A 22,504-nucleotide genomic window follows, 5' to 3' on the forward strand; every position below is an offset into this window, starting at 1 on the left:
TCAACCCCATCCGGCGGGCTGGGGCCCGGGCCGCAGCGCCGGCCCCACCCGCTTTTCCACCGGGCCGGCGCCCCCCCCCGCCGGGGGGGCGCCCCCGGACGGGGATCAACTGGTCGTCGTACAGGAGACCAGCGGAACCGGGTTGCTGCCGTTCCACGAGCCGAGGAAACCGAACGTGGTGCTCGCTCCGGCGGCAAGGGTGCCGTTGTGGTTCGCGTTACGTGCGGTGACCAGCGTGCCGTTGGCGCCGACCGTCGCGTTCCACGACGAGGTGACCTGCTGGCCGTTGTTGTAGTTCCAGCTCACCGACCAGCCCCGGGTCGGTGAACCGCCGGCGGTCACCTTCACCTCGGCCTGGAAGCCACCGGACCACTGACCGGTCACCTGGTACGTCGCGGTGCAGGCACCGGCCGGCGGCGGGGTGCTCGGCGGGGGCGTGGTCGGCGGCGGGGTGGTGGGCGGCGGGGTCGTCGGCGGGGGAGTGGTGGGCGGCGGCGTCGTCGATCCGCCACCGAAGTCGACGTCGCTGCACAGGTAGTACGACTGGTCGAAGTGGCTGGCCTGCCAGACGGTGTAGACGATGTGCCGTCCGGTGCGTCCCGGCGCGCTGACCGGGATCTGGATCGAGACACCACCGGTGTCCTGGTCCCACTGCGAGGCCGGGGTGTTGCCGATCTGGCCCGCCAGCTCCAGGTTCCCCCAGCCGAGCGGTTGGGTGGCGGAGTTGAAGCCCTGCTTGGTCACGTACACCCGGATGTAGTCGGCGCCGTGACTGGCCTGGTCGAAGAAGCGCAGCCGGAAGTTGTTCGACACCGCTGTGGTCTTCCAGGCGCCGACGGTGTCCAGTGCGTTGTAACGAGGGCTCTGGGTGCGTCCGCCGCTGCACAGTTGGCCGTCGGGGACGGCGGCCTGGTGGTTGCCCCCGACACCCTCGCGGAACAGGCCGTTCCAGTTCCACATGGCGGCCGGGTCGGCCTGCCAGGCCTGCCAGCACATCGGGTCCTCGGTGGCCATCCGAGGGTTCTGGAAGTCACCGCCCCAGCGTTGCCAGCAGCTGTAGTTGCGTGAGGCCGGATCGACGACCGAACCATGCGCGGAGGCGGGCTTGGCCAGGATGGTGGTCAGTGCGGTCGCCGACAGGAGCGTGGCGGTCGCCGCGATGGCGAACAGCCAGAGCGCACGTCGTGATCGGGTGAGAGTGAACATGGAGCCCCCGGGGGGATGAGGTCGGACGTCGACACCCGGATCGTCGGGAGTTGCCCACTCCCGTGCCTGATCGCTGGCTCCCGCGACGGCGCTACCCGGCACCATGCCAGTTCGATCGTCAGCCGTCAATGGCCTCGCGTCGCATGGGCGTGTGCGGGATGCCGTCCTCGACGTACTCGGGGCCGCTGACCGCGAAGCCGTGCCGGGAGTAGAACGCGACCAGGTGCGACTGGGCCTCCAGCACGCACTGCCGGTTGCCCACCACCTCCAGCGCCGCCGTCATCAGCCGGCCGGCGTGTCCGCCGCCGCGCGCCGCCGGGGCCACCACGACCCGGCCGATCCGGGCGACACCGTCCGGGTCGGCCAGAATCCGCAGGTACGCCAGCGGCGCGCCGCCGTCGGTGAGCCAGATGTGCCGGGTGCCCGGCTCGACGTCCCGCCCGTCCAGCTCCGGGTACGGGCAGTTCTGCTCCACCACGAACACGTCGATGCGCAGTTTGAGCAGGTCGTGGAGGGTGCGGGCGGTCAGGTCGGCGAAGGAGGCCGTCCGGAGTTCGGTGGTCTGCTGGGGCACCCACCGATGGTAGGTCGGGCGTGTTCGCCTGGGTCCGCCCGGTCGGGGTACGAGGTAGGTGGCCGCGCGGGCGCGGTCAGGCCGGGCGGGCGCCGACGGCGTCGCGGATCTCGGCGCCCACCGCGCCCTCGACGGCGCGGGCGCAGTGCGCGCAGCAGAAGAAGCGGCCGTTGACCTCGACGCCGTGCCCGACGATCTTGACCTGGCAGTGCTCGCAGATCGGTGCCATGCGCTGGATCGCGCACTCGAACGAGTCGAAGGTGTGCACGTCGCCGCTGACCGTGTGCACCTCGAACGCCATCCAGTAGTCGTTGCCGCAGACCTCGCAGGTTGCCACCGAAAACCTCCGTTAAGTGGACAAGTGCCTACATAATCCCCCAGGCGGCTCCGCCCTGAGGGTGGAACGTCGATGCCTGGCCACTGCGGCGGCGTGTCGGCGTCGGCGTGTTGCCCGTTGTGCCAGGTGAACCGCCGCAACCCCCCGGGAGGATCACCGTGATCAAGCGCAACAGGCTCTTCGGCAACCAGACCCGGGTCACCTTCTGTCTGCCCCGCGATGTCCCGCCCGGCCCGGTGAGCGTCGTCGGCTCCTTCAACGGCTGGCAGCCTGGTCGACACGAGCTGGTGGCCCGCCGCGACGGCACCAGGACGGTGACGGTGAAGCTGCCGCCGGGGGAGCACCGATTCCGCTACCTCGGCACCGGCGGCGTCTGGTTGGACGACGAGTCGGCCGACCAGGTCGACGACCGGGGCAGCCTGCTCCGGCTCGGTTAGAAAAACTGCCGCCATCGATGTATTTATCGATGAGAGTCTTTACTGTTAACAATGTTTAAATTACTTTGAGGGGCACCTCACCGCACCTGGAGAAGGAGCTGCCCCGATGCGTCGAAGAATCACCATCCCGCTGGTGGCGGCGGGCGCCGTCGCTGCCACCCTCACCGTCGCCGCCCCCGCGCAGGCGCACGGCTACGTCTCCGCCCCACCGAGCCGGCAGGCGCTCTGCGCGCAGGGCCGGGTGCCCGACTGCGGGCAGATCAAGTACGAGCCGCAGAGCGTCGAAGGGCCCAAGGGCCTGCGCAGCTGCAACGCCGGAATCGCCCAGTTCGCCGTCCTCAACGACGACAGTCGGGGCTGGCCGGCCACCTCGGTGGGCAGCTCACTGACCTTCACCTGGGTGAACACCGCCCGGCACGCCACCAGCAACTGGGAGTACTGGATCGGCAACACCCGGGTCGGCGTGGTGAATGGCAACGGCCAGCAGCCGGGCGCCACTGTGTCGCACAACGTCAATCTCGGCGGCTTCTCCGGCCGGCAGAAGATCCTCGCGGTGTGGAACATCTCCGACACGGCGAACGCCTTCTACTCCTGCATCGACGTGCAGATCGGCGGCGGAGGGTCGAACCCGACACCCACCCCCACCACCTCACCCACCCCACGGCCCACCCCGACCGCGACGCCGACCACTCCGCCAGCGCCGGGCGGCAGTTGGACGACGGGCCGGGCCTACCAGGTCGGTGACCAGGTCACCTACGGCGGAGCGACGTACCGCTGCCGGCAGGCGCACACCGCGATCCCGGGCTGGGAGCCGCCGAACGTACCGGCGCTCTGGCTCCAGGTCTGACCGCACGGGTGCGGCCCCTGGTCGCACCCGTGTCGCCGCTCTCGCGTGAACGGAGCAACCGGCATGCCCCGCCGTACCCCGCTGGTGTCCCTCGTCGCGGCTCTGCTGCTCACCGGAGCCTGCGCCGGACCGCCCACGTCGAGCCCGCCGGCCCCGCCGCAGCCGGCCCCCGCGTCCCCGGCCGGATCGACCGCGGCCGGGGACGCGGGCGTCGGGTCCCCGGGTGCCGGGGCCTCGATCGAGGCGGACGCGATGAGCGGGATCGACGTGGTGTTCCTGAGCACCATGGTCGGGCACAGCGAACGCACCCTCCAGATCGTCCGGCTGGCCCGGGACCGGGTGCGCGACGACGCGCTGCGCACCCTGGCCGCCGCCGTCGAGGCGACCGAGGCCGACGAACTGGCCGCCATGCGCGGCTGGTTGCCCACGAGCGGGCCGGGCGCCAGCGCGGCAGCACACCACCACGACGGGCACGGCGACGACGCCGCGCTCGACCGGCTGCGGACCGCGCCGGACGCCGACGTCGACCGCGTGCTGCGCGACGTGCTCGCCGACCACCAGCGATCGGCCGCCGACCTGGCCCGATCCCACGTCGGCGTCGGCCGCAACGAGCGGGTCCGCGACCTGGCCCGGCGGATCGAGCAGTCCCGGACCGCCGAGGTCGAACTGCTCAGGGGTACGCAGTGAGCGCAGTCACGCCCTGACCAGCGCTTTGGTCAGCGGGGTTCCAGCTTGATGGAGACCGAGTTGACGCAGTGCCGGGTGTCCTTCGGGGTGAAGCCCTCGCCGTGGAAGACGTGCCCGAGGTGACTGTCGCAGCGGGCGCAGCGGATCTCCGTACGGGCCATGCCGAGGCTGCGGTCCTCGATCTCCTTGACCCGGCCCGGGATGGCGTCGTCGAAGCTCGGCCAGCCGCAGTGCGAGTCGAACTTCGTGTCGCTGGAGAACAGCTCCAACCCGCAGGCGCGACAGTGGTAGACCCCCTGGGTCTTCGTGTCCACGTACTCGCCCGTCCACGGGCGTTCGGTGCCGGCCTCCCGTAGAACGTGGAACTCCTCGGGGGTCAGTCGGACCCGCCACTCTTCGTCGGTACGGGGCAGCTCGTTGTCGTCAAGACTCACCACTCAACGGTACGTCGAACGTCGGGGGCGTGGCATATGGTCGCGAGATGGCGGGCACCAAGGCAGCGGTCACCGAGGTCGAGGTGGCCGGGCACAGCGTACGGCTGAGCAGTCCGGATCGGGTGATCTTCCCGCAGCGGGGGTTCACCAAGGCGGACGTCTTCCACTACTACCTCGCGGTCGGCGACGGGATCATGCGCGCCCTGCGGGACCGGCCGACCACCCTCCAACGCTTCCCCGAGGGCGTCGAAGGCGAGGCGTTCTTCCAGAAGCGGGTGCCCACCCGGGGGGTGCCACAGTGGGTGACGACCGCGCAGATCACCTTCCCGAGCGGGCGGACCGCGGCGGAGCTCTGCCCGGCCGATCTGGCGCACGTGGCCTGGGCGGCGCAGATGGGCACCATCGTCTTCCACCCGTGGCCCGTGCGGGCCGCCGACGTCGACCGCCCCGACGAGCTGCGAATCGACCTGGACCCGCAACCCGGCACCGACTTCGCCGACGCCGCGCGGGCCGCCGGCGAGGTCCGCGCGCTCCTCGACGAGCTGGGCGCGACCGGCTGGCCGAAAACCTCCGGCGGCCGGGGCGTGCACGTCTACCTGCGCATCCAACCCCGCTGGACGTTCACCGAGGTGCGCCGGGCCACCATCGCGTTGGCCCGGGAGGTGGAGCGCCGCAACCCCGACCTGGTCACCACAGCCTGGTGGAAGGAGGAGCGCGGCACCCGGGTCTTCGTCGACTTCAACCAGATGGCGCGCGACCGCACCATCGCCTGCGCGTACTCGCTGCGGGCCAACGCGCGGGCCACCGTCTCGACCCCGGTCACCTGGGACGAGCTACCCGACGTCGACCCGGACGACTTCGACCTGCGCACCGTGCCGGCCCGGCTCGCCGAACGAGGTGATCCGCACGCCGGCATCGACGACGCGCCGTGGGACATCACCCCGCTGCTGGAGTGGGCCGAGCGGGACGCCGCGGCCGGCCAGGGCGACCTGCCGTACCCGCCGGACCACCCGAAGATGCCCGGCGAACCCAAGCGCGTGCAGCCGAGCCGTGCCAAACGCACCCCGGACGACGACAGCGCCTGACTGACCGACCGCTGCCTCACAGGCGCTGCCGACCCGTCCACGCCAGGAACCTGTCGAACAGCTCCCGTGGGTCGGGTCCCGGGTCGGGGTTGAGCTTGAGCAGGTCGGCTGTCACGTCGAACAGTTGGCTGGCCATGTAGATCGACAGCGCCACCCGGTCCCGCCGGTACTCCATGGTGAGCAGCAGCCGGGCCGGTGGGCACGGCTAGGCAGCCGCACAGACGCGGCACAACCACAGTGGGCGCATCGGAGTATGGGGGCGGATCGCCCTCCGCTGGCGGTGATGGGCCAGCGACTCGTTCGGCGAAGGCATCCCTCGATGGTGCGCCGCCTTGTTGCTGCTGTCAATAGACTCCGTAGTTGTCGGAGTCGGAGGACAGTGCCGCTGTCATTGTCAACGTGTGGACTTGGTTGGCGTGGCGGAGATCCGGGCGATGCTCGGGAACGTGTCGCGGCAGCGCGCCTCGGTGATCGCCAATCAGCGCAACTTCCCGGAGCCTGTAGCCGTGTTGGCGATGGGCAAGGTCTGGCGGAAGTCGGACGTCGAGGCGTGGCTGGAGAAGCACCGGCCGGAGACCTCGACCAGCTGATTGATCAGCGGTTCGTGTGACCCGTGCGTGGTTGCGCGGCGGGCGGAAGTTGTCGTACACCTGTTCTAGAATCTGTCTGTGATCGATGAGTTGGCGCGGGCGGAGAGTGCGGTGGCGGCCTGCGTCGACGCCCCGGCCTGGGCCCTCTCCGAGCGCGATCTGATCGCGGCGCTCGACACCACCCACCGGCTACAGCAACGGCTGGCGGCAGCGCAGTTGGCGGTGGTCCGTGAACTGGACGGTCGAGGCACCGCGCTCGCGCAGGGTGCCTCCTCGACGACGGTGTGGTTGCGTCACCGCCTGCGACTCGACGTCTCCGCCGCCCGTCGGCTGGTCGGTCTCGCCGCCTCGCTCGACGTGGCCCCGCCCGGCTTACGCGACGCCCTGGCGGGCGGGGTGGTCAGCCTGGAGCAGGCCCGGGTCGTCGCCGACACAGCCGCCACGGTGTCGGCCTCGGCGGGCGCCGAGGCGGCCGACAAAGCCGTCGGTGTGCTGGTCGAGTGGGCCGGGCAGTTCGACCCCACCCTGCTGCGCAAACTCGGCACCCGCATCCTCGACCACGTCGCTCCCGACCTTGCTGACGCCGCTGCTGCGGCGGCCCTGGCTGCGGAGGCCGCCCGGGCTGCCCGCGACCGGCACGTCACCATCTCCGAGCAGGCCGGCGGACGGCTCCGGCTCAGCGGCACCCTCGACGCGGAGGCCGCAGCACTGTTGCGTGCCGTCATCGACCCGCTGAGCGCACTCTCCGGGCCGGACGACACCCGCTGCGCCGGGCAGCGCCGCCACGATGCCCTCGCGGACGTGTGTCGGCTTGCGCTGCGCACCGGCGAGCTGCCCGAGAACGGCGGCGATCCCGCCCAACTCGTCGTCACCATTGACTACGACGGGCTGGCGCGGCAGTTGGGTGGCGGCACCCTTGATGTCGGCCTGCGGCTCACCCCCGACGCGGTGCGCCGGCTGGCCTGCGATGCCGCCGTCCTGCCGGCCGTGCTCGGCGGCGCGGGCCAGGTCCTCGACGTGGGCCGGCAACGCCGCTTGATCACCGGGCCGCTGCGACGAGCCCTGGTGCTTCGCGACGGCGGCTGCGCCTTCCCCGGCTGCGACCGGCCGCCGCGCTGGTGCGCCGCCCACCACATCCGGCACTGGGCCGACGGCGGCCCGACCAGCCTCGACAACGCGGTGCTGCTCTGCGGCCACCACCACCGGCACATCCACCAGGCCGAGTGGGTGGTCCGGCTCGGCGACGACGACCATCCAGAGTTCGTTCCGCCGGCCTGGCTCGACCCCGAGCAGATTCCGCGCCGCAACCACTACCACCGACGAACGTAGGGCGCGTTTCACCGCCGCCGCTGCAGCCGCAGCCGTCGATCAGTCGATCAGTCGATCAGGTGGATCTTGTCGTGCCGGTCTCTGCCGCATGGCGGTGCGACCAGACGAGTTCTACGACCGCGCGGTCGCTGCCGCCGACGGCGTTGATCGAGTCCCACGGTGGTCACCGGCTGTCGGACCCGGCGGATAGCTTGCGTGCATGACGAGCGCCGAGCTGGATGAGTTGGTCGTCGCGGACGCCGACGCCCTACGCGCGTGGTTGTCGGCAAACCACGCCACGTCGCCCGGCGTGTGGCTCGCCCTGACCAGGAAGGGCGGCACCGTCACCACGGTGACCTGGCAACAGGCGGTCGACGAGGCCCTGTGCGTCGGGTGGATCGACGGGCAGGCCCGGAAGCGGGATGAGGAGTCCTCCTGGATCCGGTTCACCCCACGCCGGTCCCGCAGTTCGTGGTCCCAACGCAACGTCGCCAACGTGGCTCGGCTGGAGGAGCAGGGGCGCATGCTCCCGGCGGGCCGCGCCGCTGTGGATGCCGCGAAGGCGGACGGGCGGTGGGCGGCCGCCTACGCCCCGCCGTCGGAGGCGGAGGTGCCGGCCGACCTGCTCGCCGCCATCGCCGCCGAGCCCGCCGCCCAGGCCATGCTCGACGTGCTCACCAAGGCCAACCGGTTCGCTCTCATCCATCGCCTCAACGCCGTCAAGCGGGCGGAGACCCGCGAGCGCAAGATCGGCGAATTCGTCGCCATGCTGGCCCGGCACGAGACGTTCTATCCCCAGAAGGCGAAGCCGACGTCGTCGTGAGAGGCGGGCGTCGACCCTGAAGCAGCCGATTGACTTTCGATAGGTAACGAGCGAAACTCGATGCATGGTTACAGAGCATCGAGCGGTTGCCGCTCTCAGAGTTTTCCTCGTGGTGCTGTTCGGGGTCCTGGTCCTGTTTCAGACCTTCTCCCTGCCCGGGCAGTTCGCCCACATGGCCCAGGAATCGCCGCAGGACGCCTACCTCAGGTGGCCGGCAACGGTCGTGGCGGTGTTCTGGGTGCTGTGCGTCCAGATCGTCATCGTCGCGACCTGGAAGTTGCTCAGCCTGGTCAAGAGCGACCGCATCTTCACCGAAGCGTCCCTGAAGTGGGTGGACGCGATCGTCTGGGCCATCGCCGCCGCGTGGTTGGTGCTCGTGGGTGTCTTCCTCTACGTGGGGTTCAACGCCGACGACCCGGGGCTGCCGCTGCTGCTGTTCCTGCTGACGGTGGGTGTCAGCGTGCTGGGGCTTCTCATGGTGGTGATGCGGGCGCTGTTGCGGCAGGCCACCACCCTGCGGACCGACATGGAAGCGGTGATCTGATGCCCATCGTCGTCCGCATCGACGTGGAGTTGGCCAAGCGCAAGATGAGCGTCGGCGAGTTCGCCGAGCGCGTCGGGCTCACCCCCGCCAACGTGGCGGTGCTGAAGAACGGCCGCGCCAAGGCGGTCCGCTTCAGCACCCTCGAAGCGATGTGCCGAGTGCTCGACTGCCAACCCGGAGACCTGCTGGAGTGGGTCGAGGAGGAAACCGGATGAAGTACGTCCTGACCGTCGCCGCCGTTCTCGTGGTCGCCCTCGGCGTCGCCGGAATCGTGCACGGCGAGGCCGACGACTCGCCGGGTCTCCAACTCCTCGGCGTCGTGCTCGTACTCGGCGCGGTGGTGTTCGGCATCCGCAACATCCGAGGCGGCAGTTAGCCGCTCAGGCGCGCTGGCCGGCCTGAGCTGACCCCTCCCGCAATAACGATCATGTAACGGGCGCGAACCTTTCCCGGTAGGTGGCCTGTCTTGATGGTCGTCGGCCCGCCAGGGCCAGGGGAGGCGTCGGATGAAGCTGGTGTGGAGGCGGGCCCGCGAGGCGCGAGGGTTGCTGGTCGCAGCGGTGATCGCTGCCCTCGTCGCCGTCGCGTTGGTCACTGGGCTGTCCGACTACAACCGTCGGGCGGTGGACGCCGGGCAGCGGGCACTGGTCGCGGCCTCGCCCGCCGAGGAGCGCGGCCTTCTGGTCACCGGCTCGGGCGGGCGGGACGCGGCCGAGTTCGCCACCCGGGACAAGGCGGTCCGGGCCGAGTACGCCACCGGGCTCGGCGGCGTCCCGGTCAGTGTCACCGCCGCCCGTTACGGCACCGGCCGGGAACTGACCGGCGACCTCGGGCAGATCCCGCGTACGGCCGACGAACCGGTCTTCGCGAACCTGGCCACCCTCGCCGACCTCGCCAGCCACGCGGAGCTGACCAGCGGAGCCTGGCCCAGCCCCGGAGCGAATCCCGTCCAGGTGAGCCTGCCCGAGCGGGTCGCCGGCGCCCTCGGCCTGACCGTCGGCGAACGCGTCCCGGTGCGTGACCGGGCCACCGAACGACGCGGGGAACTGGTGCTCGCCGGCACCTGGCGGCCCCGCGACCCGGCGGACGCGTACTGGCTGCTGGCCCCCGGCGTGGGGGCGGGCAGCGTCGGTTCCGGCACCTCGTACGGGCCGTTCACGCTCGACCCGGCCGACTTCGCGGCCACCTTCCCGGGCTCGGTGTCGGCGTCCTGGCTGGCCCAACCGGACCTCGGTGGCGTCGACACCGCCGACCTGCCCGCCGTTCGGAAAGCCCTCACCGAGGCGGTCTCGGCCGTGCCCGAGGCCGCCCAACTGGGCAGCTCCGGGCAGACGGTGACCAAGATGCCGCAGTTGCTGGACCGGATCGGCCGCGCCGACCTGGTGGGTCGCTCGTCGCTGGCCACCCCGCTGCTGCTCATCCTGGTGCTCGCCGGTTACGCGCTGGTGCTGGTCGCCGCGCTGCTGCACGAGGACCGCCGCCCACAGACCGCGCTGCTGCGCGCCCGCGGGGCCGCCCGTCGGCAGTTGGCCGGCCTGGCCGCCCGTGAGGCGACCCTGGTGGTCGCCCCCGCCGCCGTGCTCGGTCCGCTGATCGCCGGTGAGGCGTTGCGGTACATCCGACCCGGCGGGTCGGGTGACGTCTACACCGCCGGCGGCAACACCACACTGGTCTGGGCGGCGGCAGCGGCCACCGCGGCCGGTTGCCTCGTCGCCATGGTCCTTCCGACGCTGCGTGGCGCCGGTACGTACGTCGCCGACATGGCGGCCCGATCCCGGCCGAACCGGTCCGCGAGCGTCCAACGCGCCAGCGTCGACCTGGTGCTCGTTGCGCTCGCCGTGCTCGCCTGGGTGCAGCTGCGCCGGTACGCCTCCCCGCTGGCCGGCTCGGGTGGACAGCTCGGGCTCGACCCGCTGCTGGTCGCAGCCCCGACGCTCGGCGTGCTGGCCGGTGCCGTACTGGCGTTGCGGGTGCTCCCGCCGCTCACCCGGTTCGCGGAGCGGTTCGTCGACCGACGTCCCTGGACCGCCACCATGTTCGGCATGTGGCAGGCCGGCCGGCGTCCCCACGCCGGCCCGGTGCTGCTGCTCGCCCTCGCCGTCGGCGGCAGCACACTGGCCTGGTCGCTGATCAGCACCGGCGAGCGGTCCCAGGTCGAGCAGGCCGGCCACACGGTCGGCGCGGACCTGCGGGTGACCGAACGGACCGGGGGCGCACCACCGAACCGGGCCGCTGAACTTGCCGCGCTACCGGGCGTAAACCGGGTGCTGCCGGCGTGGCGCGACGAGATCCGGGTCGGGCGGGAGAACCTGCCGGCGACGGTGATCGGTGTCGACCCGGCCAGCGCCCCGGGCGTCGTCCGGCTCGCCGACCGGCTCGGCGACGGGTCGGCGTCGGAGCAGTACCAGCGCATGATCGATGAGCGCGGAGCCCGCGCCGGTGTCGAACTGCCCGCCGGGGCGCGGGCGATCACCGGCACGGTCCGTACCCCGGTGAGCAGCGCCGCCCGGTCGCTGAAGGTCGCGGTGACGCTGCTGGTCACCAGCTCCGACGGGCTCGCCCTGCGGCTGCCGGCGGCCGACGCCGACGGTGACGACCGGGCCACCCGGTTCTCCGTACAACTGCCCGACGTGGGCGGGGCGCGGCTGCGGCTGGCCGGGTTCGAAGCCGACGGCGGACTGGCGGCCGGCAACGCCTACCGACTCCAGGTGGACGGGTTGGCGGTGGTCAACGCCGACGGCACGACCCGACCCGCCGAGCTGAGCGGCGACTGGGTGCTGGCGGCCCCCGGCGTGGCGTCCACGCCGGTGCAGACCGCCGGGGCCGGTTTCGCGGCGGTCCACGCCGTTGAAGTGATTCCCGGCGGGCAGTTCGCGTACCAACCGCCCACCCGGTTCTCCGTCGTGGCGGGCGGGGTGAGCAAGCCCGCACCGGTGCTGATGACCCCCCAGGTACGCGAGGCACTCAGCCTGAACGTCGGCGACACCGTCGACCTCACGCTCTCCGGGGTGACGGTGCCGGTGCACCTGGTCGGCGAGTTGAGCGCCGTGCCGACGACCACCACCGCGGCCGGTGTGCTGCTGGACCTGCCGGCCGCTGTCGACGCGATGATCCGGAGCAGCGGCGCGGTGCGACAGGTACCCGAATGGTGGGTCGGCGCCGCCGACGCGAACGCCGCCGCCCAAGCGGTCAGCGCACTCCCGGGCGTCACGGTGCTCAACCGGGAGGCGGCCATCGAGGCGGCCGCCGACGACCCGTACTGGCGCGGCTCGCGTACCGGGATGCTCGCCGCCGCGCTCGGCGCGGTGCTGCTCGCCCTCGTCGGCCTGATGGTGGACGTGTGGGCCACCGCCCGGCGTCGGCTCGGCGAGTTCGCGGTCCTGCACACCCTCGGCGCCACGCCCCGGCTGATGGCCCGGGCGCTGCTCGCCGAACAGACGTTCCTCGCCGGCATCGGCGTGGGCGTCGGGCTGTTACTCGGCACCGCGGTCGGCGCGACGATGGCCCCACTGGTCATCCTCACCCCGGCCGCCGGCCGGCCGATCCCCCCGGCGGCGTTCGTGCTGCCCTGGGTGCCGATCGGCCTGACCGCTGCCGGTCTGCTGCTGGCGGCCCTCGCCTTCAGCGCGTTCATCGCCACCGGCATCCGTCAGCGGGTGGCGGCGGTGCAGCTGCGAATCGGGGGAGAACGATGAGCGTCGGGGCGGCCGTCCGGCGGGTCCGGGCGTACGGGGGTCAGTTCCTGCTGCTGGCGGTGCTGACACTGGTGGTCACGCTGCTGATCAGTGGAGTGCCCCGGCTGGTCAACCGGCTCGCCGAACAGGGGCTGCGAGCGCAGCTCAACAGCGAGCCGGCCGCCCGCCGGGACCTTTCGTACACCACCAGCATTGAGCCCGCGACCTCGCGGCGGACGGCGATGGGCGACGCCGCCGAACGGTTCGACGCCCTGGCCGCCGAGATGCCGCCGCCGGTGCGTTCGGCAGTGACCGAGCGGTGGTACAGCGTCGAGACCGCCGCGGCCCGGGTGGCCGGACCGGACCTGGCGGCCCGCAACCTGCTGGTCGACATGAGCCTGCGGGCCATGCCCGACATTCAGGACGCGAGCACCCTGGTCGAGGGGGCGTGGCCGAGCGAGACGTACGTTCCCGACCGGCCGATCGAGGTGGCGCTCGACGTCGACGTGGCCCGCAAGCTCAACCTGCGCGCCGGCAGCCAACTGCGCATCGGCAACGCCGACGACAAGGGCAGACTCATCAGCGGTGCCCCGCTGGCGGTGACCGGGCTGTTCCGCCCGGTCGATCGCGCCAACGGCATCTGGGACGGGCTCCCGCAGCTGCTGCGGATCATCGAACCGCAGGGTGATGGCCAGCCGTTCGTCATCGTCGGCGTCGTCGCGCAGTCGCCCCTCAACAAGCGTGCCGCCGAGGGCTGGCCGATCCAGTCCAACTGGCGGTACCGACTGGGCGTCGACCGGATCGACGCCCGCGAGCTGGACCAGATAATCGACGGCCTTCAGGTGATGCAGCGCAACCGGCCGGCGGGGATCACCCTGACCCAGGGCGCCGACGTTCCGTTGCGCGCGTTCGCCGCCCAGATCGACGCCGTCCGGACCCTGCTCGCGGTGATCGCGGCCGGCGTCCTGGCCACCCTGGCGGGGCTCATAGTGCTCGCGGCCAGTCTCGCCACCAGGCGGCGTCGCTCGGAGTTCGCGCTGCTGCGTGCCCGTGGGGGCGGGGTCACCGCCGGCGCCCGGCGCAGCCTCGCCGAGTCGGTGCTGGTGGTGCCGATCGCCGCCGTGCTGGGCTGGTGGCTGGGCACGCTGTTCCCCGGTGCCCCGGATCCCACCACGCCGTACGTCATCGGCGTGGCAGTGCTCGTCACGCTGGCACTGCCGTTGGCGACGCTGGCCGTACCGGCCGGGGGAGCGGGGCGCCGGGACCTGATCCGGGTGCGCCCGTCGGCACGTCGGCTCACCGTCGAGGTCTCCCTGTTGCTCCTGGCCGGGCTCGCGGCGGTGCTGCTGCGTCGGCGGGGCCTGACCCTCGGCGAGGTGGACCCGCTACTCGTGTCGGTGCCGGTGCTCCTCGCGGTCGCGGCGGCGGTGCTGGCGCTGCGCGCGTACCCGTGGCCGTTGTTGCTGGTCAGCCGGCTGGCCGCGCGGACCCGGGGTAGCGTGGCGTTCCTCGGCACGGCCCGCGCCGGCCGCGCGGCGGTCGCCGCCCCGCTGGTGGTGGTGGTGCTGGCGATCGGCACCGCGGCGTTCTGCGCGGTAGTGGCCGCCGGCGTCGACGCGAGCAGGGAACGGGCCGCCGCGCAGATCGTGCCCGCCGACGCGGTGATCCGTGGCGAACGCTTCGCACCCGACACCATCGACGAACTGGGCCGCCTGCCCGGGGTCCGGGCCGTCACCCGGGTGCTGTTCGAGGACGACGAGCGGTTCGCCTCCGACGAGGCCGGCACCGACGCCTTCATCGAGCAGACGGACGTGCTGCTTGTCGACGGCTCGGGGTTGGACACCGTCGCCCGCCAGTCCCAGGTGGACGTGTCGGTTCCGGCCGCGCTGCGCACCGCCGGACCCGGCCCGGGTCCGCTGCCGGCGATCGTCTCACCGGCGGTCGCCGCCGACCTGGCGAAGGCCGGTCTGGACGACTCCGCCTTCATCGTGGTGCAGGGCCAGCGGTACGAGTTCCGGGTGGCCGGCACCGCTGACGGGTTCCCGATGTTGGCGACGAACACCAGCCGGTTCGTGATCCTGCCCTGGCAGGCCCTGCCGACGCGTACCACCACACCCGTGCCGACCAGCCTGCTGATCGCCGGGGACTCGCTGGACGCCGAGGCGCTGCGCGTCGCCGGCGACCAGGGGCAGGAGCGCTACCAGCGGGACGGCACGGTCACCGGTCGGGAACGGCCGATCGGCGTCACCGTCGACACCAGGGCGGACGTCCGCCGGGACCTTGGCCAGGGCGGGGCGAACGGAGTGCTGGCCTTCGGGTTCGTGGCCGGCGCCGCTGGCGGCACGGTGCTCGGGCTGTTGGCCATCGCGTTCACGGTGTTGGCCGGCGCGCGCGCCCGGGGCCAGGTGCTGTCCCGGCTGCGTACCCTCGGCCTGTCCCGCCGGCAGTGGCGCGGGCTGCTGCTGGTCGAGTTGACCCCGCTGGTAGCGGTGTCGGTGCTGACCGGCGCGCTCGTCGGCGCGGTGCTGCCCCTGCTACTCAACCCGGTGCTCGGCCTGTCCGCGTTCACCAGTGGTGTGCCGGTTCGGGTGGCCTTCGAGCCCAGCCTGGTCGCCGCGGTGCTCGCGCTCGGGGCCGTCGCCCTCGGCTTCGCGGTCGCCGTCGAGGCCCTGAACAACCGCCGGTTGCGCCTCGGAGAGGTGCTTCGGCTCGGAGAGGAGAGCTGAGATGACCGCTACCGCCCAGACTCCACTGGTGCCTGACCTGGCCGCCCTGCAACAGCGGGCCGCACAACGCGCCGCCGAGCGGGCCGGCGGGCAGGACCGCCTACGCGGGCACATCGTCTGCGACGGCCTGGTGCGCATCTTCAAGACCGAGGGGGTGGAGGTGGTCGCCCTGCAGGGGCTCGACCTGGTCATCGACCGGGGTGAGCTGGTGGCGATCGTCGGTGCCTCCGGTTCGGGCAAGTCGACACTGCTCAACATCCTCTCCGGCCTGGACACCCCGACCGCCGGTATCGCCCGGGTGGCCGACTACGACCTGCTCTCGCTCTCCGCGAAGCGGCGGCTGAGCTACCGCCGGCAGTTGGTCGGGTTCGTCTGGCAGCAGACCGGCCGCAACCTGCTGCCGTACCTCAACGCGCTGGAGAACGTCGAGCTGCCGATGCAGTTGGCCGGCAAGCGCAGCGCCAAGGCCCGCCGGGCGCGGGCCCGGGAACTGCTCGACCTGGTCGGCGTGGGCTACTGCGCCGACCGGCGGCCGGGCCAGCTCAGCGGTGGCGAACAGCAGCGGGTCGCGGTGGCGGTGGCGGTGGCCAACGACCCGGAGGTCCTCTTCGCCGACGAGCCGACCGGTGAGCTGGACGAGGCGACCGGCGCGGACGTCTTCGCGGCGCTGCGCACCATCAACGCGGAACTGGGCGTCACCATCGTGGTCGTCACCCACGACCACGCCGTGGCCACGCAGGTCCGCCGGACCGTCGCGATCCGCGACGGCCGGACCGCCTCCGAGGTACGCCGGACCGCGCGGATCGACGCCGACGGCAACACCGAGCTGGTCAGCGAGGAGTACGCGGTGCTGGACCGCAACGGTCGGATGCAGCTACCCGCCGCGTTCGTCGACGCGCTCTCGCTGAAGGAGCGGGTCCGGCTCGACCTGGAGCCGGACCACGTGCAGGTACGGCCCGGCAACCGGGCCTCGGACGATCGGGGGGCGCGGGCATGAGTCAGCAGGACATGGTGGTGACCGGAGCGGCAGGTTTCGGCGGTGCGCCAGCGGCGCACCCCGACGAGGTGGTCCGGGTCAGTGGGGTCAGCCGGACCTTCGGTCGTGGTGAGCACGCCGTGCACGCGGTGCGGGACGTGTCGTTCACCGCCAACCGGGGCGAGTTGGTCGCCATCCGGGGTCGGTCCGGGGCCGGCAAGACCACGCTGCTGAACCTGATCGGCGGGCTGGACCGGCCGGACAGCGGCCAGGTGGTGGTGGCCGGGCACGAGGTCACCTCGGCCGGGGAGGCGGAGCTGCTGCGGCTGCGCCGGGGCACCGTCGGGTTCGTGTTCCAGACCTTCGGGCTGGTGCCGATCCTCTCCGCCGCCGAGAACGTGGGCGTGCCGTTGCGGCTGGCGCAGGTGCCGGCCGCGGAGCGGGAGGAGCGCGTCGCTGTGCTGCTGGAACTGGTCGGCCTGGGCGGGCACGCCGCGCAGCGCCCGTACGAACTCTCCGGTGGCCAGCAGCAGCGGGTCGCGGTGGCGCGTGCGTTGGCCAACGAGCCGGACCTGCTCATCGCCGACGAGCCCACCGGTCAGCTCGACTCGGAGACCGGCCGGTCCATCATGGACCTGCTGCGCGCGGTGGTGCACGCCCGCGGCATGACGGCGCTGGTGGCCACCCACGACCCGGCCCTCATCGATCTCGCCGACCGGGTGCTCGTCCTGCGCGACGGCCGCCTGGTCGACGGCTGACCGCCATCGAACTGCTGCCCGACGCTGTCCCACGCCCGCCGTGTGCGGCGGTTGGGCGGCGGGTGGTGGTCGGCGGGTGGCTGGGCGGCGGGTGGTGGTCCGCGCTCGCTGTGGAGCTGATGTCGTCAACGAATCGCCGGACGGTGACTCGTCTACGACATCAGCTCCACAGCCTACGTACGGCGGTAGGGCGAGGGAGTTCCCCTACTGCGTCTGATCGGGCCGGTCGTGTCCGGGCCGGTCGATCCTGGGTTGGTCGGTGCGCTTCTGGCCGTCGGGAAGAGACCCGGCGAGCGGGATCAGCAGGCAGCCCAGCAGGGCGAGGAGAAGACCGGCACCCGGCCCCGTCGAGATCAACTCGTGTGCGACGTAGGGGTCCTCGGCCTCGAAATACCAGTACGCCCCGGTGAGGCTGCCGCAGGCGAGCACGTTGGAGATGAGCATTCCCAGGCTGGCCTGCCGCCAGACCCAGCGGGCCGGGCCGGTGTTGGCGAGCGACAGCACCGCGAACACGGCGGCGGTCACCGCGAACGGCAGCGCCCAGCCGAGCACTCTCGAACCCGGAGTGGTTTCCGTCCGGTCCAGGTAGACACCGCGCCAGGCGGGCAGCCAGAACGCGACGATGACCAGGAGGACGCCGACCGCCAGGAGCGCCGAGCCGGTCTGCCGCCATGGCGAGCGCGAGGCTGCGGCGCCGGGCATCGTCCGCCTGTTCATGGCAGCGAACGTAACCCGGTCCGGGTGACTCCCGCCGCCCCGCCGGGTGGACGTGACGGCGGGTCAGAGCGCGAGTTTCATGCCCTCGTGGCTGGCCACGAAGCCGAGGCCCAGGTAGAAGCGGTGCGCGTCCGCGCGGGTCTTGTCGGTGGTGAGCTGCACCAGTGCGCAGCCACGCTCACGGGCCTGGTCGACGGCCCAGGTCATCAGCTGTCGGCCCAGCCCCTGACCACGCCGGTCGGAGCGGACCCGCACCGACTCGATCAGGGACCGTTCGCTGCCGTGCCGACCCAGACCCGGGATGTAGGTGATCTGCAGGCAGCCGACCGTCTCGCCATTCTGCTCGGCCACGATGAGCTGGTTGCGCGGATCGGCGCTGATGTCCGCGAACGCCTTCTCGTACGCCTCGTCGACCTCGGTGAAGTCGCGGGCCTTGCCCAGGACGTCGTCGGCGAGAAGGGCGATGACGGCGGGCAGGTCGGCCCGGACCGCCTCCCGGTAGGTCACGTCGCTCATGCTGGTGATCCTGGCACAGCGAAACCCAACCCAACCAGTCAGCGGGCCGGGCAGCGCTGCCCTTCCGGCGGCACGGTCAGGTCGATCAGGTAGGCGTCGACAGCGTTGGTGATGCAGGAGGTCTGCGGATACGCGGTGTGCCCCTCGCCCTCCCAGGTGAGCACCCGGCCGACGCCCAGCATCGAGGCGAGCCGTGGGGTCTGCTCGTACGGGGTCGCCGGGTCGCCGGTGGTGCCGACCACCACGATCGGCGGCGCGCCGTTCGCCTTGCCCGTCGGGTACGGGTCGCGCCCGCCCGGCCACTCCACGCAGCTCAGCATGCCGACCGCCAACGCCGGCCCGAACAGCGGGTATTTCCCGCGCCACTCGGACTGCAACCGGCGGATCTGCTCCCGGCTCGGCTTCTCCGTCTCGTCGGCGCAGTTGATGGCCAGGTTGGCGTCGAACAGGTTCGAGTAGTGCCCGTCGTTCTCCCGGCCGGCGTACGCGTCGGCGAGCCGGAACACGTCCTTCGGGTCGCCCTCGGCGAGCTTGTCGATCGCCTGGGCCAGCTCCTGCCAGCCGGATTCGGTGTAGAGCGAGGAGATGACGGCGTAGAAGACCCAGCCGCTGGTGGCCTCCCGCCCGTCGGCGCCGCGTACCGGGGAGACCTTGGCCTTGTCGATGGCCGAGGTGACAGCGGCGCGGGCGTCCGGTGCGATCGGGCAGCGGCCGGCGTTCGCCGCGCACCAGCGGGTGAAGTTGGTGAAGGCCCGTTCGAAGCCGCGGGCCTGGCTCTCCGAGCCCTCGACCAGTCGCTGCTGCGGGTCGACAGCGCCGTCGAGCACCAGCGCCCGCACCCGTTGCGGGTAGAGCTGGGCGTACGTGGCACCGAGCAGGGTGCCGTACGAGTAGCCCAGGTAGGTGAGCTTGTCGTCGCCCACTGCGGCGCGTACCGCGTCCATGTCGCGGGCGGCCTGCTCGGTGCCGTACAGCGGCAACTGGTCGCCGTAGCGGTCGCCGCAGCCGCGCCCGATCCGCTGGCTCAGGCCGACGAAGCCGTCGAATGCCGACTGGCTCGTCGGATCCGGATCGAAACCGAAGCTGGCGTCCAGGTCGGCGTCGGAGATGCACTTCACCGGGCTGGACCGGGCGACCCCGCGCGGGTCGAAGCCGACGATGTCGAAGCGCTCGGTGATCGAGGCGGGCAGCCCGCCGAACTGGGGGCCGAAGGAGAGGTAGACGGCAGTGTCGACACCGGAACCACCCGGACCACCCGGGTTGATCACCAACGAGCCCACCCGGTCGCGCTGCTTGGTGGAGCGGGCGCGCAGCAGGGCGATCTCGAAGGTCTGCCCGGCGCCTGGGCCGGCGCTCGCCCCGCCGCCGGTGCCCCAGTCACGGGGCACCGCGATCCGGGTGCACTCGTAGCGCATGTTCGGTGCGCTCCGCCCGACCAGTTCGTCGGGCACCTCCGGGCAGGGCCGCCAGTTCGGCGCGCTGCCGGTCGGGGCGGCCGCGCCCTCCACCTCGGTGCGCGGCGCGAACGCCGGCAGCGTGCAACCCGCTGTGAGCAGCGCGGCGACGACGAAGGCGGCCAGAGTGCGACGGACCCGGCGGCGGGACGCCATCCGAGGCTGGTCGGCGGTGCGGGTCACGTGGTCCTCCGGAATCGGGTCGACGGCCAGGCTACGCCGAGCCGGTGGCGGCTCGGTCCACGGTGGCCGTCGGGTCGCCGCGCAGCACCTGATCCACGTCGAAGCGGATCGGCCGGTCGAGCTGGTCGTAGCGGCAGGACCGGGGGTCGCGGTCCGGGCGCCACCGGACGAACTGCGCGGTGTGCCGGAACCGTTCACCCTCCATGGCGTCGTAGCCCACCTCGACCACCAGCTCGGGGCGCACCGGCTCCCACTCCAGGTTCTTCGTGCCGGTCCACCGGCTGACCCCACCCGGGATGCGTTGGCCACGCTCGTGGTCGCCGTGCACCCAGGGGTGCACACCGCCGGTGTCCCGATAGGGCGCCAGCTCGTCGAGCAGCTCGGCGCGGCGGGCCATGCTGAACGACGCGCTCACGCCCACGTGGTGCAGCACCCCGGCGTCGTCGTACAGGCCGAGCAGCAGCGAGCCCACCACCGGGCCGGACTTGTGCCAGCGGAAGCCGGCCACCACAGCGTCAGCGGTGCGGGCGTGCTTGACCTTGAACATCAGTCGCTTGCCCGGCTCGTACGGCAGATCGGCGGGCTTGACGATCAGACCGTCCAGCCCGGCGCCCTCGAAGACGTCGAACCAGCGCCGCGCCGTGTCCGGGTCGGTGGTGACCTGGGTGACGTGCACCGGCGGGCGCACCCCGGCCAGCGCTTCGACCAGCCGCTCCCGGCGGCGCGGGTAGGGCTGGTCGAGCAGTGCCTCGTCACCGATCGCCAGCAGGTCGAACGCGACAAAGTCGGCCGGGGTGGTCTCGGCCAGCATCTTCACCCGGGACGCGGCCGGGTGGACGCGCTGGGCCAGCAGCTCGAAGTCGAGCCGGGGCTGGCCGCTCGGCCCGTCGCGCCGAATCACGATCAGCTCCCCGTCGACAGCGCACCGCTCCGGAAGCTGCCGGCGGGCCTGCTCGACCACCTCGGGGAAGTAGCGGGTCATCGACTTGCCGCCCCGGCTGGCCAACTCGACCTCGTCGCCGTCGCGGAACACGATGCACCGGAACCCGTCCCACTTGGGCTCGTAGGTCACCCCGGGCGTGGTGGGCAGCTTGGGAACGCTCTTGGCCAGCATCGGCTCGACCGGCGGGTTGATCGGCAGGTCCACGCCGACCAGTCAATCAGACGGTGCCGACAGTCGTGAGGCAGATCACCGTGGACGACGGGGCGGCGTGTCCGCCTACGCGTCGCTCGTCCCCACCGGGCGAATCGAATAACCCCAGCTCAGAGCTACTTTCGCGAGGTGTCCGAGTGGGTCTGTGACTGCTGCGGGCGGTGGCGGGTGAGCGTCGAGCTGATCCGGGGCCGCTACCGCTTCCGGCTGACCCGCCGCTACCCGCAACGGTTCGGCGGCGGCCGGAACGTGCTCGGCGAGGTCGGTTCGGTGCCCGAGTTGGAGGAGCTGTTGCGTCGGCGTACCCCGCTCACACTGGCCGACCTGCGCGAGGCCGCCTGACCCGGGCGGCGGCGTGTGGCCGGGAACCACCGGGTGCCGGGCCCGGGTGCCTCCACTGAGGAGGGACGGACGGCGTTGAACGTCGGTGTCACACTGCTCCCGGCGGCCTCGTCTGCACCCGTGGTGGTGCCGAGCGGCGCCGCCGGGGAGGGGACGCCATGCGGTTCGAGGCCGATACCGAAATCGCCGCGGAGGCCGAGCAGATCTGGGCGGTGCTGGTCGACGTGCCCCGCTGGCCCGAATGGACGGACTCGGTGACCCGGGCCGAGCGGGGGGAGCCGGGTCCGCTGACCGTTGGCGCGACAGCACGACTGACCCAGCCGAAGCTGCGGCCGGCGCTCTGGCGGGTCACCGAGCTGACCGAGGAGCGGGAGTTCGTCTGGGTCTCCGCCGCGCCGGGTGTGCGGACCACTGGGGAGCACCGGCTGCTGCCGCTGCCCGACGGTCGTACCCGCGTCGAGCTGGTCATCGACCAGTCCGGCCCGCTGGCCGGCCTGATCGGCTGGCTCTACGGCGGGCTGTTCCGCCGCTACGTGCGGATGGAGGCCGCCGGGCTCAGGCGTCGCTGCGAGCGGAGCTGACGGCCGGCTTCTCCAGCACTGCCAACGAGATGCCGTTCGGGTCCGGGCGGTGCGCCACGATCCGGTAGCCGTGCCGCTGGTACAACCGCAGGTTGCGCCCGCTGTCCGCCCCGGTGAACAGGGTGAAGCGGGCCGCCCGGCCGGCGCAGACCCGCTCGATGGCGGTGAGCAGTTGCGCCCCGACACCCCGCCCCTGCTGGTCCGGGGCGACCGACAGACGGCCGACGTGCGCGGTGTCCCCGTCCAGGTGGGCCCGCACCGAGCCGACCAGCCGGTGACCCAACCGGGCGGCGAGCACGATGCCAGGACCGGTCAGCACCGTCACGACCTCGTCCAACGTCTCGGTCAGCGGAGGCAGGAACGGATCGTTGTAGTGCTGCGCCTCGCTCAGGTACGCGGCACGCTGCACCGTGAGGATCTCGCCGGCGTCCACGACACCGGCCGCAACGATGCTCGCCTCGGCGTTCATCCGGGCAGCACACCACAGCGGCCGTTGTCATCGACGGGCGGCCCGACCGCGCCGGCCGTACCCTGACCCGTGTCCGGTCGAGG

Annotated in this window: 25 protein-coding genes and 1 pseudogene; 16 read left to right on the top strand and 10 right to left on the bottom strand. The window is 72.2% G+C overall.

Annotated elements, in window-relative coordinates:
• Nucleotides 1–105 precede the first annotated feature (105 nt).
• The 3 genes from AB0B98_RS23090 to AB0B98_RS23100 all read right to left on the bottom strand — a co-directional run bounded on the left by AB0B98_RS23090 (nt 106) and on the right by AB0B98_RS23100 (nt 2,117).
• Nucleotides 106–1,206, bottom strand: a complete 1,101-nt coding sequence (locus AB0B98_RS23090) for a lytic polysaccharide monooxygenase (RefSeq protein ID WP_357365206.1) — start codon at nt 1,204–1,206, stop codon at nt 106–108.
• 118 nt (nt 1,207–1,324) lie between these two features.
• Nucleotides 1,325–1,780: a GNAT family N-acetyltransferase gene (locus AB0B98_RS23095; RefSeq protein ID WP_238671879.1), complete on the bottom strand. Its 456-nt coding sequence runs from the start codon at nt 1,778–1,780 to the stop codon at nt 1,325–1,327.
• Between the two features lie 76 nt (nt 1,781–1,856).
• Nucleotides 1,857–2,117, bottom strand: a complete 261-nt coding sequence (locus AB0B98_RS23100; protein WP_091400670.1) for a Prokaryotic metallothionein — start codon at nt 2,115–2,117, stop codon at nt 1,857–1,859.
• 158 nt (nt 2,118–2,275) lie between these two features.
• Here AB0B98_RS23100 and AB0B98_RS23105 point away from each other — a divergent pair, with 158 nt between their 5' ends.
• The 3 genes from AB0B98_RS23105 (at nt 2,276) to AB0B98_RS23115 (ending at nt 4,088) form a co-directional block, all read left to right on the top strand.
• Nucleotides 2,276–2,554 carry an isoamylase early set domain-containing protein gene (locus AB0B98_RS23105; protein ID WP_238671880.1) on the top strand — a complete coding sequence of 93 codons (279 nt, stop codon included), beginning with the start codon at nt 2,276–2,278 and terminating at the stop codon, nt 2,552–2,554.
• Between the two features lie 106 nt (nt 2,555–2,660).
• Complete coding sequence (locus tag AB0B98_RS23110; protein WP_238671881.1) at nt 2,661–3,401, top strand: lytic polysaccharide monooxygenase; 741 nt, start codon at nt 2,661–2,663, stop codon at nt 3,399–3,401.
• 63 nt (nt 3,402–3,464) lie between these two features.
• On the top strand, nt 3,465–4,088 hold the full coding sequence (locus AB0B98_RS23115; RefSeq protein ID WP_357365208.1) for a DUF305 domain-containing protein: 624 nt from the start codon (nt 3,465–3,467) through the stop codon (nt 4,086–4,088).
• 29 nt (nt 4,089–4,117) lie between these two features.
• Here AB0B98_RS23115 and msrB read toward each other — a convergent pair whose 3' ends face one another.
• Nucleotides 4,118–4,522 (bottom strand): peptide-methionine (R)-S-oxide reductase MsrB, encoded by a 405-nt coding sequence (gene msrB, locus AB0B98_RS23120; protein ID WP_030336225.1) that lies wholly within the window; start codon nt 4,520–4,522, stop codon nt 4,118–4,120.
• A 47-nt stretch (nt 4,523–4,569) separates the two neighbouring features.
• Here msrB and ligD point away from each other — a divergent pair, with 47 nt between their 5' ends.
• Nucleotides 4,570–5,607 carry a non-homologous end-joining DNA ligase gene (ligD, locus tag AB0B98_RS23125; protein ID WP_357365210.1) on the top strand — a complete coding sequence of 346 codons (1,038 nt, stop codon included), beginning with the start codon at nt 4,570–4,572 and terminating at the stop codon, nt 5,605–5,607.
• A 16-nt stretch (nt 5,608–5,623) separates the two neighbouring features.
• On the opposite strand, the pseudogene AB0B98_RS23130 reads toward ligD, so the two are convergent.
• Nucleotides 5,624–5,920, bottom strand: a pseudogene (locus tag AB0B98_RS23130) (hypothetical protein).
• 88 nt (nt 5,921–6,008) lie between these two features.
• On the opposite strand from AB0B98_RS23130, the gene AB0B98_RS23135 reads away from it, so the two are divergent.
• From AB0B98_RS23135 to AB0B98_RS23180, 10 genes are all read left to right on the top strand, one after another.
• The gene (locus AB0B98_RS23135) at nt 6,009–6,197 is read left to right on the top strand and encodes a hypothetical protein (RefSeq protein ID WP_357365212.1); all 189 of its coding nucleotides are present in this window, start codon (nt 6,009–6,011) and stop codon (nt 6,195–6,197) included.
• Between the two features lie 78 nt (nt 6,198–6,275).
• Nucleotides 6,276–7,526, top strand: a complete 1,251-nt coding sequence (locus tag AB0B98_RS23140) for a DUF222 domain-containing protein (RefSeq protein WP_357365214.1) — start codon at nt 6,276–6,278, stop codon at nt 7,524–7,526.
• Nucleotides 7,527–7,725: 199 nt separating this feature from the next.
• Nucleotides 7,726–8,328: a YdeI/OmpD-associated family protein gene (locus tag AB0B98_RS23145; RefSeq protein WP_357365215.1), complete on the top strand. Its 603-nt coding sequence runs from the start codon at nt 7,726–7,728 to the stop codon at nt 8,326–8,328.
• A 109-nt stretch (nt 8,329–8,437) separates the two neighbouring features.
• Nucleotides 8,438–8,872 carry a DUF2975 domain-containing protein gene (locus tag AB0B98_RS23150; RefSeq protein ID WP_238671886.1) on the top strand — a complete coding sequence of 145 codons (435 nt, stop codon included), beginning with the start codon at nt 8,438–8,440 and terminating at the stop codon, nt 8,870–8,872.
• Nucleotides 8,872–9,087, top strand: coding sequence for a helix-turn-helix transcriptional regulator (locus tag AB0B98_RS23155; protein ID WP_238671887.1), 216 nt, complete (start codon nt 8,872–8,874; stop codon nt 9,085–9,087). Before AB0B98_RS23150 ends, AB0B98_RS23155 begins: the two co-directional genes overlap by 1 nt.
• On the top strand, nt 9,084–9,248 hold the full coding sequence (locus AB0B98_RS23160) for a hypothetical protein (RefSeq protein ID WP_238671888.1): 165 nt from the start codon (nt 9,084–9,086) through the stop codon (nt 9,246–9,248). Before AB0B98_RS23155 ends, AB0B98_RS23160 begins: the two co-directional genes overlap by 4 nt.
• 130 nt (nt 9,249–9,378) lie before the next feature.
• Complete coding sequence (locus tag AB0B98_RS23165; RefSeq protein ID WP_357365218.1) at nt 9,379–12,567, top strand: ABC transporter permease; 3,189 nt, start codon at nt 9,379–9,381, stop codon at nt 12,565–12,567.
• Nucleotides 12,564–15,272 (top strand): FtsX-like permease family protein, encoded by a 2,709-nt coding sequence (locus tag AB0B98_RS23170; RefSeq protein ID WP_357365220.1) that lies wholly within the window; start codon nt 12,564–12,566, stop codon nt 15,270–15,272. The genes AB0B98_RS23165 and AB0B98_RS23170 overlap by 4 nt, the downstream gene beginning before the upstream one ends.
• A gap of 1 nt (nt 15,273) precedes the next feature.
• Nucleotides 15,274–16,269 carry an ABC transporter ATP-binding protein gene (locus AB0B98_RS23175; RefSeq protein ID WP_238671891.1) on the top strand — a complete coding sequence of 332 codons (996 nt, stop codon included), beginning with the start codon at nt 15,274–15,276 and terminating at the stop codon, nt 16,267–16,269.
• An 11-nt stretch (nt 16,270–16,280) separates the two neighbouring features.
• Complete coding sequence (locus AB0B98_RS23180) at nt 16,281–17,006, top strand: ABC transporter ATP-binding protein (protein WP_357365429.1); 726 nt, start codon at nt 16,281–16,283, stop codon at nt 17,004–17,006.
• A 204-nt stretch (nt 17,007–17,210) separates the two neighbouring features.
• Here AB0B98_RS23180 and AB0B98_RS23185 read toward each other — a convergent pair whose 3' ends face one another.
• The 4 genes from AB0B98_RS23185 to AB0B98_RS23200 all read right to left on the bottom strand — a co-directional run bounded on the left by AB0B98_RS23185 (nt 17,211) and on the right by AB0B98_RS23200 (nt 21,023).
• Nucleotides 17,211–17,723 carry a hypothetical protein gene (locus tag AB0B98_RS23185; protein WP_357365221.1) on the bottom strand — a complete coding sequence of 171 codons (513 nt, stop codon included), beginning with the start codon at nt 17,721–17,723 and terminating at the stop codon, nt 17,211–17,213.
• A gap of 63 nt (nt 17,724–17,786) precedes the next feature.
• On the bottom strand, nt 17,787–18,239 hold the full coding sequence (locus AB0B98_RS23190) for a GNAT family N-acetyltransferase (RefSeq protein WP_238671893.1): 453 nt from the start codon (nt 18,237–18,239) through the stop codon (nt 17,787–17,789).
• Nucleotides 18,240–18,277: 38 nt separating this feature from the next.
• Nucleotides 18,278–19,849 (bottom strand): alpha/beta hydrolase, encoded by a 1,572-nt coding sequence (locus AB0B98_RS23195; RefSeq protein ID WP_357365431.1) that lies wholly within the window; start codon nt 19,847–19,849, stop codon nt 18,278–18,280.
• Between the two features lie 58 nt (nt 19,850–19,907).
• A complete protein-coding gene (locus tag AB0B98_RS23200; RefSeq protein ID WP_357365224.1) occupies nt 19,908–21,023 on the bottom strand; it encodes an ATP-dependent DNA ligase in 1,116 nt (371 codons plus the stop codon).
• A 135-nt stretch (nt 21,024–21,158) separates the two neighbouring features.
• On the opposite strand from AB0B98_RS23200, the gene AB0B98_RS23205 reads away from it, so the two are divergent.
• The gene (locus AB0B98_RS23205; RefSeq protein WP_357283877.1) at nt 21,159–21,371 is read left to right on the top strand and encodes a hypothetical protein; all 213 of its coding nucleotides are present in this window, start codon (nt 21,159–21,161) and stop codon (nt 21,369–21,371) included.
• Nucleotides 21,372–21,529: 158 nt separating this feature from the next.
• Nucleotides 21,530–21,952, top strand: coding sequence for an SRPBCC family protein (locus tag AB0B98_RS23210; protein ID WP_357365226.1), 423 nt, complete (start codon nt 21,530–21,532; stop codon nt 21,950–21,952).
• Here the strand turns inward: AB0B98_RS23210 and AB0B98_RS23215 are convergent.
• Nucleotides 21,927–22,421: a GNAT family N-acetyltransferase gene (locus tag AB0B98_RS23215; protein WP_357365228.1), complete on the bottom strand. Its 495-nt coding sequence runs from the start codon at nt 22,419–22,421 to the stop codon at nt 21,927–21,929. The genes AB0B98_RS23210 and AB0B98_RS23215 overlap by 26 nt on opposite strands.
• Nucleotides 22,422–22,504 lie beyond the last annotated feature (83 nt).

The sequence above is a fragment of the Micromonospora sp. NPDC048947 genome, assembly GCF_040649495.1.
GTDB lineage: Bacteria > Actinomycetota > Actinomycetes > Mycobacteriales > Micromonosporaceae > Micromonospora > Micromonospora alfalfae.

Coding starts and splice junctions, on each gene's coding strand:
- AB0B98_RS23090 (WP_357365206.1), bottom strand. CDS start 1,206: ATGTTCACTCTCACCCGATCACGACGTGCGCTCTGGCTGTTCGCCATC.
- AB0B98_RS23110 (WP_238671881.1), top strand. CDS start 2,661: ATGCGTCGAAGAATCACCATCCCGCTGGTGGCGGCGGGCGCCGTCGCT.
- AB0B98_RS23115 (WP_357365208.1), top strand. CDS start 3,465: ATGCCCCGCCGTACCCCGCTGGTGTCCCTCGTCGCGGCTCTGCTGCTC.
- ligD (WP_357365210.1), top strand. CDS start 4,570: ATGGCGGGCACCAAGGCAGCGGTCACCGAGGTCGAGGTGGCCGGGCAC.
- AB0B98_RS23145 (WP_357365215.1), top strand. CDS start 7,726: ATGACGAGCGCCGAGCTGGATGAGTTGGTCGTCGCGGACGCCGACGCC.
- AB0B98_RS23155 (WP_238671887.1), top strand. CDS start 8,872: ATGCCCATCGTCGTCCGCATCGACGTGGAGTTGGCCAAGCGCAAGATG.
- AB0B98_RS23160 (WP_238671888.1), top strand. CDS start 9,084: ATGAAGTACGTCCTGACCGTCGCCGCCGTTCTCGTGGTCGCCCTCGGC.
- AB0B98_RS23165 (WP_357365218.1), top strand. CDS start 9,379: ATGAAGCTGGTGTGGAGGCGGGCCCGCGAGGCGCGAGGGTTGCTGGTC.
- AB0B98_RS23170 (WP_357365220.1), top strand. CDS start 12,564: ATGAGCGTCGGGGCGGCCGTCCGGCGGGTCCGGGCGTACGGGGGTCAG.
- AB0B98_RS23175 (WP_238671891.1), top strand. CDS start 15,274: ATGACCGCTACCGCCCAGACTCCACTGGTGCCTGACCTGGCCGCCCTG.
- AB0B98_RS23180 (WP_357365429.1), top strand. CDS start 16,281: ATGGTGGTGACCGGAGCGGCAGGTTTCGGCGGTGCGCCAGCGGCGCAC.
- AB0B98_RS23185 (WP_357365221.1), bottom strand. CDS start 17,723: ATGAACAGGCGGACGATGCCCGGCGCCGCAGCCTCGCGCTCGCCATGG.
- AB0B98_RS23190 (WP_238671893.1), bottom strand. CDS start 18,239: ATGAGCGACGTGACCTACCGGGAGGCGGTCCGGGCCGACCTGCCCGCC.
- AB0B98_RS23195 (WP_357365431.1), bottom strand. CDS start 19,849: ATGGCGTCCCGCCGCCGGGTCCGTCGCACTCTGGCCGCCTTCGTCGTC.
- AB0B98_RS23210 (WP_357365226.1), top strand. CDS start 21,530: ATGCGGTTCGAGGCCGATACCGAAATCGCCGCGGAGGCCGAGCAGATC.
- AB0B98_RS23215 (WP_357365228.1), bottom strand. CDS start 22,421: ATGAACGCCGAGGCGAGCATCGTTGCGGCCGGTGTCGTGGACGCCGGC.